Genomic DNA, 13069 nt, shown 5'->3' with positions numbered 1-13069 from the left:
CATACCGCCACCGGCAAGATCCAGAAGATCACCTTGCGCCAGCAGTTCAGGGATTACCGCTTGCCGACGGATTGAGGTGGCGGGATAGCTCATTGCCGAGTGGTCAGTGAGGCCGGTTTCCTGTCCGCCCTCGACCTCGCCCCTGATAATTTCGAGAGGGCAACAGCTCTGCTTTCCAGGACGCGCGAGGACTACATGCCAACACTCACCTCGGGACAGACGGCTCTGCTGTTCGCCGATCCGACGTCCCAGGTCCGCCAATGTCATGCAGTACCTGACACGCCGGCCGAATTCAGTCAGGCAGATGACGGCGGCACACAGCTGCTGCTTGGACGGAAGAAGCGTGAGCACGGAGTAGGCGCGGACGCAGTACCGGGGTTGCGTGTAACGGTTAACCTAAGCGTCGGCCGAGCGAAACAGCGATGTTTTGGCGATAACTGCCGCGCGCCCGCAGCTTCTTACCTTCGTGGAGGCAAGTCAAGATTGTCAGCGATGGCTTCGGCGCACGGCTATTGATCCGAATGTTTCTGACTGTTGCTCGAAAAGGAAAATTGCAACTGAACTTTGCTGAGAGGACGCTAGCAAAGTTCCGTTGCAAATTTATTCAACCGATTTGAACCGGCCGATATACAGAAGCGCCGAGGGCGGGAATGAGGACCGTATGACAAGCCATACCAACATATTGATTGTTGATGATGACCCTGAAATTCGCGCGTTGTTGGCGCGCTATCTCAGCAGCCAGGGTTTTCGGGTTTTGGCCGCATCCAACCGGGCCGAGTGCGAAACCCGGCTCTCGAACAGCGAACTAGATCTGGTTGTGCTCGATGTCATGCTGCCGGATGGATCCGGGCTCGACATCTGTCGCAGCCTCCAAGAGCGTCGTCCACGTACGCCCGTGATCCTCCTGACCGCGCTCAAGGAGGACGTCGATCGGATTATCGGGCTGGAAATTGGAGCTGACGATTATCTTGGCAAGCCGTTCAATCCGCGCGAGCTGGTGGCCCGCATCAAGGCTGTGCTACGTCGGGGAGGGTATGAGGAAAAGGTAGTTCCCGAGCCGAGGATCTACAGTTTTGCGGAGTTCCAAGTCGATCCACATTTGCGCAGTGTTGTGCGCCAGAACGGAGTTCCGGTGGATTTGACCGGGGCCGAGTTCGATCTTCTCAATGCTTTTCTCGAGCGGCCGGGCCGTCTGCTTTCACGCGATCAGTTGCTCGACGTTACCCAAGGACGCAGCCGTGATCCTCTTGACCGCTCGATTGACGTGCTAATGAGCCGGCTGCGGCGCAAACTCGGCGAGAATGACACCGCTCCGCTTTTCAAGACCGTTCGCAACGGCGGGTATCAGCTTGGCGTGCCGGTGAAAATTCAGGCCACACCGGGATGAATCCGCCTCAATTGAGTTGGCAAGCGAAGGCCAATGCGAAGGCGGCCATTGTGGACTTTGTGGCAAAGGAATCAACATACCCGAGGGAATTGCCCGGACCAGGTGTTCGAGCCGTTCTTCTGGGTCGATGCCGCTCGCCGCAAGCCGCCGGGCCGACCTTGCCTAGAACACCATCAGGCGGTTGGCGAAACGATCCTGATTGCGAGGCGCCAAGAAACAAAGGGCCTTATTCAGAAGGCGGATTGCTGATCGCAAAGCTGAGAAGCTCTTTGACTGAAACCGAAGCCAGGAGAGTTCCAAGATGCCAGATGAGGCAATGAGCACGGTCAGCATCTCGCTGACCTCAGACGTCGTCGCCGCCTATGTCAGCAACAATTCCGTTCCGGTCGCCGGCCTGACTGAGTTGATCGTCACCGTCCATGCGGCGTTTGAACGGTTGCGCAACGGTGTTCTTCGCGAGGTTAAAGGCAAGCTCAGCCCGGCGGTGTCGATCAGGCACTCGGTGACGACCGACTATATCATCTGCCTCGAGGACGGCAGGAGGGTCAAATTGTTGAAACGCCATTTGAGTGCACGTTACGGCCTGACGCCTGACCAGTATCGCGCCAAGTGGGACTTGCCGTCGAACTATCCGATGGTCGCCCCGGCCTATGCCGCCGCCCGATCGACGCTGGCCAAGAGCATTGGTCTCGGCCGCAAGCGCAATAAGCCGGCTCCCGGCAAAGCCGAGGCGCAAGCGGACGGCCGCTAGCAAGCTGTCGCCAGACCAGCGTTGATGTGAAGCTCAGGATTGGCGCACCGACGATGCGTGCATTCACGATTCTTGTTTCGACGGTCTTAATCCTGTCCGGATGTCAGCACACGTTGGACCGGGCTCACGATGCGCTGGAGGCCGACAGGGCGATCGTCTCCGGATACGGCGAAATCCGGACGTATCGAGACGCGCGCCTCGATGAGGTGCCGCACAATGCCCGTGATTGGGCGCCCGTCTCAAGTTCGGGCAAACTGGATTTCCTGATGATTTCTGGGGGCGGTGCAGGCGGCGCCTTCAGTGTCGGCATACTCTCCGCTTGGAGCGCCATGAAGACTCGCCCGCGTTTCGACGTCGTCAGCGGCGTCAGCACCGGAGCGCTGATTGCGCCTTACGTCTTCCTGGGACCGGCCTATGACGACGCGCTCGTGCAGCTCTATACCAGCGGTATTGCAAAGGATCTCGTGGTCACCAAGGGACCGATCGGGCTGTTCGGATCGAGCCTCCTGAGGTCGGAGCCGTTACGGAGCCTGGTCGAACGCGCCATCACGCCAGAAGTTCTGCTCCGGATCGCTGCCGAACACCGCAAGGGGCGGCGTCTGTTCGTGCTGACGACCAATCTCGACACCCAGCGCGGCGTAGTGTGGAACATGGGCGCCATCGCCGCGAGCGGTCGGCCGGACGCGCGAAAACTATTTATCGACATCGTCGTCGCCTCGGCCAGCATCCCGGGCGTCTACCCGGCGGTCGTGATAAAGGCCGAAGCAGAAGGACGTCAGTTCGAGGAACTGCATTCGGATGGAGGATCGTCATCGCAAATCCTGATGCCGCCACAAGCTTTTTTGGGAAGCGCGCGCCCGCCGGCGGGTCGCAATCGCCAGAAAGTCAGTTTCTACGTTATCGTCAACAACGCCTTGATGCCGGAATTTGGCGTCACGCCGAACAAGACGGTTTCAGCTATCGTCAGGGCCTATTCCATCTACATGAAGTCGCAGGCGCAGAGCGAACTGACGGCCCTATACAATTTCGCCAAGCGAACGGGAGCCGACTTCCATGTTGCGACGATAGACGCGCAGGTCCCGTACTCTATGCTCGATCCCTTTAATACCGACTACATGCGCGCGGTCTTTGAACTCGGGTCTGAGGGAGTTGCCTCCGGCACCCTGTGGAAAGAAAGCCCGGTGTTCCGCTGATTTCAGGCGGCTGCCGCATAGTTGTCTCTGCGCCCAATGCGATGTCAAAAACCGCGGAGAGTCCGAAACATTGTGCACACCGGGCCGAATGCTTGCGCAGATTTTTGTAACTGAATGTAAACAGGGCGCTTTTGCCACACAAATAACATCAAGCAAGATGTTTCCTGAAGTTGCAAGTGGATAGATGAACTGCGGTGTGGATCGAATAATGGCACGGAAAAAAGCGGCGAGTCTCCTTGCGACAATACTGCTGCTTTCAGGAGCCGATGCGCAAGCTGCCGTCTATCGCGAATTGCAGGGCTGGCCGGGTGTCCGCGATGTTCCCCTCATGACTGATCCAAACTATGGCCGGCGGGCGGACCAAGGCGCATCCAGCATGGGACGCCCTCCGGCTTCGTTGCCCAACGGTGCCGACGCTGTCAAGGAGACATACGACGATTGGGCCGTAGAATGCCGGGTCATTCAAAACAACAAGAGATGCTCGGTCGGCCAGTTCCAATATGATGAGCAGCAGCGGGCGCTGATGTTTTCGATTGAAATATTCCCCCCCGATAACAATGGGAATTGCTTGGTCGCCGTGACCATGCCCTTCGGCCTGAACTTGTCGGACGCCGTAATCCTGCGGCTCGATGATCATGCTTTCGAGCAACCGCAAACTTTTGCGACATGCATGCCGACAGGATGTCTGGTGCCATTCAAATTGACGAATTCCAGCATTGAGACGATGAAAAAGGGGAAGATCATGATGGTTGGCGGCAAGTCCTACGGAAGCGAGAAGGATGCGAATTTCACCGTCTCACTTAAGGGATTCCCGGCTGCCATCGAACGGCTGAGAACCTTCCAGCAATAACTCATCAGGTCGGTTCCGACCATGTTTTCTATGCCTAGAAACAGGGCCAAATCATGAATCGTTAACGGCGAGGATAGCTTCGCGGTAGTCGGGGGCTCATGAGGGCTTTGAGGCGCTTGCGCTTGAACGATTTCTTGGAAGGCTCGCGCCGGAGCATGTTGAGCACGGCGCGGCGGATCATGGCGAGGTTGCGCCGAATGGTCTTTGCGGGTCCGGCATTCGTCTTCGCGGAACGCCACGTCCAGAACCCAGTGCAGATTGTTCTCCACGCTCCAGTGGGCGCGCACGGCGGCGGCGAGGCAGACGGGGTCGGGCGGCGACGAGATGAAGAGCCGGATCTCGATCGAGACCATGCCGGTCCTCTTGATCGTGCGGCGCACGGTGACGGCGACGATGCTTTGAAGGCCCTTCCAGTCGGGATGGCGCTCGGCCAGCCAGGCGGCGTCGGCGCCGCGGATCGTGCGCTCCTCGATCCGGCATGGAAAGGCACCTCGCTTGGAGTTGCGTCGCTGCGCCTCGCTTGATCAAGCCGGGCTCCTCGATGTTGCTCAGGAACCGCGCACCGAGCGGCCATGTTTCAATTCGCGTTCCTCCCGGCAACCGCCTAGAAGCGCGTCGAAATACCAAATGTGAAGTTCTCCACCTCGTCACTGGCCTCTTTCTTGACCGGCACGGCGTAATCGACCCGCAGCGGGCCGAACGGTGAGGCCCATAGAATCCCGACGCCAACGGAAGCCCGCCACGACATCGAGGTCGACGTATCGGCCGCCGAGAGGTTGTTGCCATAGAGCGTCGCCGCATCTGCGAAGAACGCACCCTTGAGTCCAAAACTGTCAGGAATCAGCGGGATGGGGAACTGCGCCTCGGCCGAGGCATGAAAGTAGGTGGTTCCGCCAAGATGATCGTAGCTGCCATCGGAAAGCTTGTCCGCCGGTCCGATGCCGTTATAGGCGAAGCCACGGATAATGCGATCGCTGTTCTCAAACAGATCGAACACGCGTAAATCGTCCCCCGTCGTGGACATGATATGGCCGGCGCCGGCTGTCAAAAGACCGACCAGGTTCATCTCCTCCGAGATCGTGTGATAGTAGGTGCCACGGCCGCTGAATTTCAGGAATTTGGCGTCGCCTCCCAGTCCCGCAAACTCGGTCGTGAAGGTGGCGTAGAGACCCTTGTGCGGATCCTTCATGTCATCGATCGTTTTGTAGAGCAACGTGCCGCTGATCGACGACTTAATCCAAGGGCTGTTTTCAATGCCGTCAACAATGGCGCTCGACACCTCGCAACCGCTGTCTGCCACGCCATCACCATCAGCGTCGCAATCATCATTGAGGCTGTATTTTTCCTGAGAGTAGGTATAGGCGAACTGGGTCGACAAGGTTTCGCTGATCGGGAGACCGAAACGTATGGTCGCGCCGGTCGTTTTGCTATCGTAATCATCGTACTCCCGCGTCTGACGGAAAATGTCGAAACCGGCCGAGATGTGCCGGCCCAAGAAGTATGGCTCGGTGAACGACAAGGTGAAGTCCTTCGAGCTTTCTCCCACGCCTGCAGCCAACTTTATATATTGGCCACGGCCGAGGAAGTTCTTCTCGGTGATGGAGCCTTCGAGCGAAGGGCCCTTCGAGTCGCCGCTTGTCGAATAGCCTGCGCCGATGGAAAAATCGCCGGTCGACTTCTCAACGAGATCAACAACTACGACGACCTGGTCGGGCTGAGACCCTGGAGCGGTCGAGATTTCGACGCTTTCAAAATAGTCGAGATCTTGCAGTCGCTTCTTAGCGCGCTGAATCAGGACCTGATTGAATGCGTCGCCCTCGCTGACATCGAATTCCTGGCGGATGACGGGTTCGCGAGTGCGGGTGTTGCCGCGTATTTCGATGCGCTCGACATAGGCCTTCGTACCCTGGTCGATCGTATAAGTGACGCTGATGGTGTGGTTCTCGAAATTGCGACTGCCGCGCGGGGTTACCTGGGCGAAGGCATAACCCCGTCCGGCAAGTTCTTCCGTGAGCGCGATGATAGTATCTTCCACCGCCTTCGCATTGTAGACGTCGCCGGAATATGTGTGCAGCAGCGAACGGAGTGTCTGGTTGTCAACGCCCTCTAGCCCACTTTCGACCGCGATGTCCCCGAAGGTATAGCGGTCGCCCTCGTCGACGGTGATCGAGACGACATATTCATTTGTGGTTTCATTGAGCTCGGCGGCGGCGGAGACCACTCGGAAATCGGCATAGCCACGATTGTAATAGAAGCGGCGCAGCAATTCCTCGTCGGCGTGCAGCCGCTTCTCGTCATAGACGTCGTTGCGCAAAACGAAGGACAGGATACCCGAACGCTTGGTCGAGATGACATCGGCAAGGCGCCGGTCGCTGAAGGCATTGTTGCCACTGAAATCGATGCGGGCGATCTTGGTGCGGTCTCCCTCGACGGTCTCGAAGATGACATTGAGCCGACCCTCGCCGAGGTCCACGGTCCGCGTCGTGACCTTTGCGTCCTCGCGGCCGATCCTGCTGTAGGCCTGGCGGATCGCCTCGGCGTCGGCTTCCATCGCGGCCGTGGTGAAGGCATCTCGCGGTTTTAGTCGGATCGCTTGGCTGAGTTGCGTGTCCTTGATCTGCTTGTTGCCCTGGAACAGCACCTGGTTGACGATGGAGTATTCTTCTACCTCGACGACCAGCGTCGATCCGACCTGGTTTATCCTGACGTTCGAAAACATGCCGGTGCCAAACAGTCGTTTGACCGCATCGTCGATATCGGAATCGGAAAAGGACCTCCCCGAGTTGATTCCAAGATAACTGCGGATGGTTTCCGCCGGAATGCGCCTGTTTCCCCTTACGTCGATGGTGCCGACAGTCGCTGCCTTGGCCACGGAAACGGATGCCAGTTGAACCGCAAATAAAGCGGGACCGAAAAACGCTGCGGATAAGGCTATCGCCGACGCCGCGTTCATAGAACGTGAAATAATCCTCATCGCGGCCTGTCTCTAATTGTCGGCGGGCTCCTCACAGGAAGCCTCAACCAAAGGATTGATCGGAGCCCCCGCCCAGACTCGCGAACAATAGGTGTGAAAATAGGCTGGCGTATTTCCGGGTGTGTCCGGACATGTCCAGTTTGTGAGTTAATATTATAAAACGTTTCGGTCGCGCATATCATTGACGGTCAATGGCGGGTACACACGTTCGGCAGAAGGGAGACGCCGCATGGCGAGGCCTGTCAGCGTGCATTCCTCGCTTCTGCTTCCAGTTCGTCCCCGTGCTTTCTATGCACGAGGCGCTTGAGGAACCCGAGAAAGTCATCGACGAACGTAAAGATAACCGGGATGACGAGCAGGCTGAGGAAGGTGGATGTCAACAGCCCGCCGATCACCACGATCGCCATCGGCTGGCGGAAGCTTGAATCGCCGCCGCTCAGGCTGAGCGCCACCGGGAGCATGCCAAATCCCATCGCGATTGTTGTCATGACGATGGGCCGGGCCCGCTTGTGGCAGGCGTCTACGAGAGCATCGAAGCGCGACATCCCACCGCGCCGCGCCATGATGGCATACTCGACCAGCAGGATCGAATTCTTCGTCACCACACCCATCAACATGAGCAGCCCGATCACCGCGGGCATGGAGAAGCTCGTGCCCGTCACGACTAGCGGCAGAAGGGCGCCGCCGAGAGACAGCGGCAGCGCCATCAAGATCGTTAGGGGTTGCAGGAAGTCGTGGAATAGAAGGACCAGCACTGCGTAGATGCAGAAGACACCGATCGCCATGGCGATGCCGAAGCTCTCGAACAATTCCGAGCTGCGCTGCAATTCGCCCTGTTCAACGAGCCTGACCCCTTGCGGCAGGTTCTGAAGCGCGGGCAAAGCCTTGGCTTCCCCATACACGTCATTGAGGATTCGTCCGTTGAGTTCGACCGAAAGCGTGATGTTGCGCGAGCGGTCGATGCGATCAATCTGGGAGGGACTGCCACCAATGCGAATGTCGGCGACGGAGCCGAGATCGACGGTTCCGTTTGTCCCGACCACGCGGAGACTGGCGATGTCGTCCAGCGTCGCCCGGTTGCGGGGATCGAAGCGCACACGGATCGAGATCTGCCGCTGCGATAGATTGAGCTTGGCCATGGACGAGGAATAATCGCCGTTCGTGGCGACTCTGACCGCCTCGGCAATCGCTTCCGAGGTCACGCCCAGCGCGGCCGCGCGCGTAAAATCGGGCACGATCTGGACCTCGGGTGCCTGGAGCGATGCGCTGGACGTGACGGCGCCGATGCCCTTCAGGGTTCTCAACTGCTCTTCCAACGCGCTTCCCGCTTGATCGAGCGCATTTGAATCGTCGCTTGCGAGCGTGATCTGCAGCGTTGTGCCATTGCCGCCGGTGCCAACTTCCACCCTGATGCCCGGCAGCGCGGCAAGCGCTTGGCGAATGTCGTTTTCGATCTGCGATTGCTTGCGATCGCGGTCGCCAATGGGCGTCAGGTCGACGGTCAGCGTCGATGTCGTTACATTGCTTGTCGTCGAGGAGTCGAACCCGCCGCCTTTAGAAGCGGTTCCAACGGCCGAAAAGACATGGGTGACGTGTGGTACATTTGCGATGATACCCATGGCCTGGCGCGTGACCACATCCGTCTGATCGATTGTGCTGCCGGGTTGCAGCGTGACGGTGACCTTTGTCTGCGAATCATCCGACGCGGGCAGGAAGCCGGACTTCAGCAACGGTATGGCCGACAGCGATAGGCCGAGGAACACACAGACGCCAAGGATCGTCAGCTTTCGGTGGCGCAAACATGCTTTGACGACCGCCATGTAGGCGCTCATGATCCGCCCATCCCTGTCCTCGACCGGATGGGCTTTCATCATATAGGCGGCCATCATCGGCGTCAGCAGGCGGGCAACCAGCAGCGAGGCTAAGACCGCCACGGCCGCCGTCACGCCGAACTGACGGAAGATGAGACCGGGAATGCCGCCCATAAAGGCGGTCGGAAGGAATACAGAGACCAGCGTAAAGGTGGTTGCGATGACGGCCAGCCCTATCTCGTCGGCCGCCTCGAGCGCGGCGTCGATCGACGATTTCCCCATCTGCAGATGACGTGAGATGTTCTCGATCTCGACGATCGCGTCGTCGACAAGGATGCCTACGACCAGGGAGAGCGCCAGCAGCGTCACCGTGTTCAGGCTGAAATCCGCCAGATACATCGCAAGAAAGGTCGGGATGACAGACAAGGGAAGCGCTACCGCGGACAGGAAGGTCGCGCGCCAATCACGCAAAAAGAGCCAGACGACGATCACGGCAAGGATCGCGCCTTCCAGGAGCATGTGCATCGAACCGTCATAGTTGTCGATGATTGGTCCGACCGTGCCGTAGGCTTTGACGATCTCCACACCGGGGTTAGCGGCGGCGAATTCCTGCATCGCCGCTTGAATCTCGGCCGCGACACCCGTATCCGAAAATCCGTTCGAACGCTTCACTTCAACGCCAATCACCGGCTGCCCATCGAGATAGGCTAGTGAGGAGCGGTCGGAAAAGCTGTCCGTTACCGTGCCGATTTCGTCGAGGCGCACCAGCTTGCCGTTCGAAAGCGGGATCGCGATGGCTTTGAGCTCCGCCACCGACGAAACGGCGCCGAGCGTTCGGATCGTCTGCCTTGTGCCACCGATGTCGCCGCGGCCGCCGGAGGTGTCCGACTGAACCGACTTCAGCCGAGAAGAGACCGTCCCGGCTGTTATCCCGAGCGACCCCATGACTCGCGGATTGAGGTCGACATGCACCTCGCGATCGATCCCGCCGACCCTGCTGACCTCGCCGACGCCAGAGACCGACAGCAGAGCCTTGGTCATGTCGTTGTCGACGAACCAGGAAAGTTCCGTCTCGTTGAGCCGGGTCGAGCGCACCGCGTAGGTCAGTAGCGGGGAACCCTGCACGGTCACCTTGGTCACGCTGGGCGACTGCATCTCGGATGGCAGGTCCGTCGTGCTATCGACAGCATTGCGGACTTCGTTAAGGGCTTCCTCAGTGTTCTTTTCGAGTTTGAAGGAGACGCTGATCGACACCGACCCGTCGGTGATCGTCGTGGTGATGTGATCGAGAAGACTGAGCGAAGCAAGGTTGTCCTCGATCTTGCGCGCGACTTCGGTCTCCAGTTGCGCTGGGGCAGCACCCTCGAGCGTGGCGGAGATCTTGATCGTCGGCAAATCCATGTCGGGAAAGTTCTGGACGGCGAGACGATCGAACGCGAGCAAGCCACCTGCGGTCAGTAGAACAAAAAGCAGAATAGCCGGAACAGGGTTGCGGATGGACCAAGCGGAGAAGTTCATCGGGTTTCCCCTTCGACCCTGACCAAAGCGTTATCGGACAGGAATGCGCCGCCGGACTTCACAACATCTCCGGATCGATCGATGCCGGACAGAATCTCGACCTCACCGTCGCAGCGGCGGCCTGTCTCGACACGCAGCCGCGTAACGCGGCGATCGTGATTGACGGTGAAGAGGTAGTTGATGCCGTCGCGAAACACGAGTGCGGTTTCCGGCACCGTGAGCGCGCTCGTGGTCTGGAGATTGATCTGTCCGGTCACGTAGAAGCCCACATGCGGACGTGGCTCGGTCGGCAGAACGACATAGACGATGGCGCGGCCGGTGTCGGTGCTGACAATCGGGCCGACCAGCCTGACCTTCCCCGCGATGCGCCTGTTGCCGGGGCCGGCGATAGCGGCGTCGAGACCTTCCTTGATCCTGGGCAGATATTGCGCCGACACCTCGGCCTGCCATTCAATACGGCTTTGCCGCAACAACCGGAACAGTTCGGTGCCGGACGAGACCACGGCACCGAGTTGCGCCGAACGGGACGTGATCAGTCCGTCATCGACCGCAGTGATCGTCGTCTGGTCGACCTTGATCTTCTGGCTTTCCAGCGCTGCCTCGGCCGATTCCAAACTCGCCACGGCGGTCTGCTCCGCGATCAGATATTCGGTGACCTTCTCATCCGAAAGTGCGCCGCTGCCCTGCACCTTGCGCGCCCGGTCGGCGTTCGCCTTCGCCTTGGCGAGATCCGCCTTTGCCGTTTCGACCTCCGCTTCCTGCTGGCGCAGTTCCGCAAGGACCGATCCCTGCGCGAGCCGGATAAGCGGCTGGCCTTTCGAGACGGCCGATCCGACGTCGACGAGAATATCCGTGATGCGAAGGCCGCCGATCTCAGATGCGATAATCGCCTCGTGCCAGGGCTTCAGCCAACCGCTCGCTGGAGCCGTCTCCGCCCATTGCCGCTCTGCCGGCTTGATGATTTCCACTGTGAGAGCCGGAGCCGCTTCCTTCTGTTGTGCATGGGAAGGCAGATCGGCGAAAGCAATACCTGCCCCGGCGAGCAGGACAGCCAGGAGATGGGCGGGCCGCATTAGAAAACTCCTTGTGGTTTTGTCTGCTCCTGCACCGGCGAAACCATGCTGGCGTCCCAACCTCCACCCAGGGCCTTGTAGAGCGCGATCCAGTAGCGCACGGCATCGCGGCGGATTTCGATGAGCGTGATTTCGGCGGACTGCGCCGAGCGCCGAGCCTCCTCCCTGTCGAGCAGGCTGGCTCCGCCCGCCCTCCAATTGGTATCGACGGAATTGAAGTAGGCGCGATAATTGCGAGCGGCGGTGCTTGCATCGCCGATGCGCTTGCGGGTGGTGTCAACCCGTACAAGAGCCGTTTCGACTTCCGCGACTGCGCTCAGCACGCCGGACTTATAAGCGGCCACAGCCGTGTCATAATCAGCGATCGCACTTTTCACTGCGGCCCGGCGCGAGCCACCATCCAAGACGGGAATTGTCAGGGCTGGACCGAAGGACCATGGCGCCGACGTTCCGGTCAGCGTTGAACTGCTGATCGCGACGGACCCGCTAAGGCTCAGACTCGGATAGAGATCTGCTTTCGCGGCACCGATATCGGCAATGGAAGCCGCAACTCCCAGTTCGAGCGCCCCGATATCCGGGCGCTGTCGAAGCGCCTTGGCCGGGACAGAGGTAATGCTGAATTTCTTCGGGGCCGGAATTCCAGTTTTTCCCTTGGCGAGGAGCTCCCGGACCCTCGCCTCATTGCCGCCGGTGAGTTGGGCCAGCGACTTGACCAGAACCTCGCATTCGGCGTGCTGCGCTGTCAGGCTCGACGAGGAAGACGCCGCGCTAGCGCGCGCCAGCGCCAGGTCCGAGGTCGAGGTCAGGCCGGAGGTAGCGGCCGTTTCCGTGGCGCGGATCGTTTCGCGCTGCGAGGCGAGTTCGGCACTGTAGGCATTTTCGAGCTGACGGCATGCTCGGTATTGAACGTAGTCATCGGCCACCTCGGCAGCCAGGGAAACGCGTGCGTCATGCCAGTTGGCGATCTGTTTATGGATGCGAAGACGCGCAGCCTCGCTCGTCTGCCTGTTCTTGCCGAATAGATCGATCTCCCAGGAAGCATCTAGACTGCCGCTCGACGTTGTCGATGCCTTGACGCGGTTGGCTGCTTCGCCGTCGGTGCCCGAGCGCGTGACGGAGCCGGAGCCGTCGAGGCCTGGGAAAAGGCTGGCCTGCGCGGAGGTAAGCGTGGCGCGAGCCTTCTCGATGTCGGCGGCGGCGGAGTCGAGATTGGGGTTCTCCGCCTGAGCGTAGCCGATGAGAGACGTCAACGGTGGGTCACTGAATGTCGACCACCAAGACACGAGATCGGATGTGCGGGCACCATGGGGAAAGGTTGTATGCCAGACATCCGCGATCTTCACCTCCGCGGGCCGCAATTCGGCGAAGCTGGCACAGCCCGTCAGAAACAGGCCGGCAAAAATGGCTCCAAGACTGGAGGTCCTGTTATGTTTCATCATCATGCCACGCGATCAAGTGCACTACCGCGAGCATTAGCCGATCGAATGTTAAGTGGCGTCAAACCATCGTTAA

The 13069-nt window shown here is 59.5% G+C and carries 8 protein-coding genes and 1 pseudogene; 4 read left to right on the top strand and 5 right to left on the bottom strand.

Annotated elements, in window-relative coordinates; all coding sequences use genetic code 11:
• Positions 1 to 661: 661 nt before the first annotated feature.
• From FJ938_RS03260 to FJ938_RS03245, 4 genes are all read left to right on the top strand, one after another.
• Positions 662 to 1387 (top strand): response regulator, encoded by a 726-nt coding sequence (locus FJ938_RS03260; protein WP_140690991.1) that lies wholly within the window; start codon positions 662 to 664, stop codon positions 1385 to 1387.
• 301 nt (positions 1388 to 1688) lie between these two features.
• A complete protein-coding gene (locus FJ938_RS03255; protein ID WP_140690988.1) occupies positions 1689 to 2138 on the top strand; it encodes a MucR family transcriptional regulator in 450 nt (149 codons plus the stop codon).
• Positions 2139 to 2191: 53 nt separating this feature from the next.
• Positions 2192 to 3331 carry a patatin-like phospholipase family protein gene (locus FJ938_RS03250; protein WP_140690986.1) on the top strand — a complete coding sequence of 380 codons (1140 nt, stop codon included), beginning with the start codon at positions 2192 to 2194 and terminating at the stop codon, positions 3329 to 3331.
• Between the two features lie 208 nt (positions 3332 to 3539).
• Complete coding sequence (locus tag FJ938_RS03245; RefSeq protein ID WP_181168990.1) at positions 3540 to 4181, top strand: invasion associated locus B family protein; 642 nt, start codon at positions 3540 to 3542, stop codon at positions 4179 to 4181.
• 61 nt (positions 4182 to 4242) lie between these two features.
• Here the strand turns inward: FJ938_RS03245 and FJ938_RS03240 are convergent.
• The 5 genes and pseudogenes from FJ938_RS03240 to FJ938_RS03220 form a co-directional block, all read right to left on the bottom strand.
• Positions 4243 to 4615, bottom strand: a pseudogene (locus tag FJ938_RS03240) (ISAs1 family transposase).
• 170 nt (positions 4616 to 4785) lie between these two features.
• Positions 4786 to 7155: an outer membrane protein assembly factor BamA gene (bamA, locus tag FJ938_RS03235; RefSeq protein ID WP_140690981.1), complete on the bottom strand. Its 2370-nt coding sequence runs from the start codon at positions 7153 to 7155 to the stop codon at positions 4786 to 4788.
• A gap of 242 nt (positions 7156 to 7397) precedes the next feature.
• On the bottom strand, positions 7398 to 10484 hold the full coding sequence (locus FJ938_RS03230; RefSeq protein ID WP_140690979.1) for an efflux RND transporter permease subunit: 3087 nt from the start codon (positions 10482 to 10484) through the stop codon (positions 7398 to 7400).
• Complete coding sequence (locus FJ938_RS03225) at positions 10481 to 11557, bottom strand: efflux RND transporter periplasmic adaptor subunit (protein WP_140690977.1); 1077 nt, start codon at positions 11555 to 11557, stop codon at positions 10481 to 10483. The genes FJ938_RS03230 and FJ938_RS03225 overlap by 4 nt, the downstream gene beginning before the upstream one ends.
• On the bottom strand, positions 11557 to 12993 hold the full coding sequence (locus tag FJ938_RS03220; RefSeq protein WP_281409088.1) for an efflux transporter outer membrane subunit: 1437 nt from the start codon (positions 12991 to 12993) through the stop codon (positions 11557 to 11559). The genes FJ938_RS03225 and FJ938_RS03220 overlap by 1 nt, the downstream gene beginning before the upstream one ends.
• Between the last annotated feature and the right edge of the window lie 76 nt (positions 12994 to 13069).

It is taken from the genome of Mesorhizobium sp. B2-4-14 (genome assembly GCF_006442155.1).
GTDB lineage: Bacteria > Pseudomonadota > Alphaproteobacteria > Rhizobiales > Rhizobiaceae > Mesorhizobium.
Note: the sequence above shows the minus strand (reverse complement) of the source record. Positions and strands in the feature narration are given on the sequence as shown.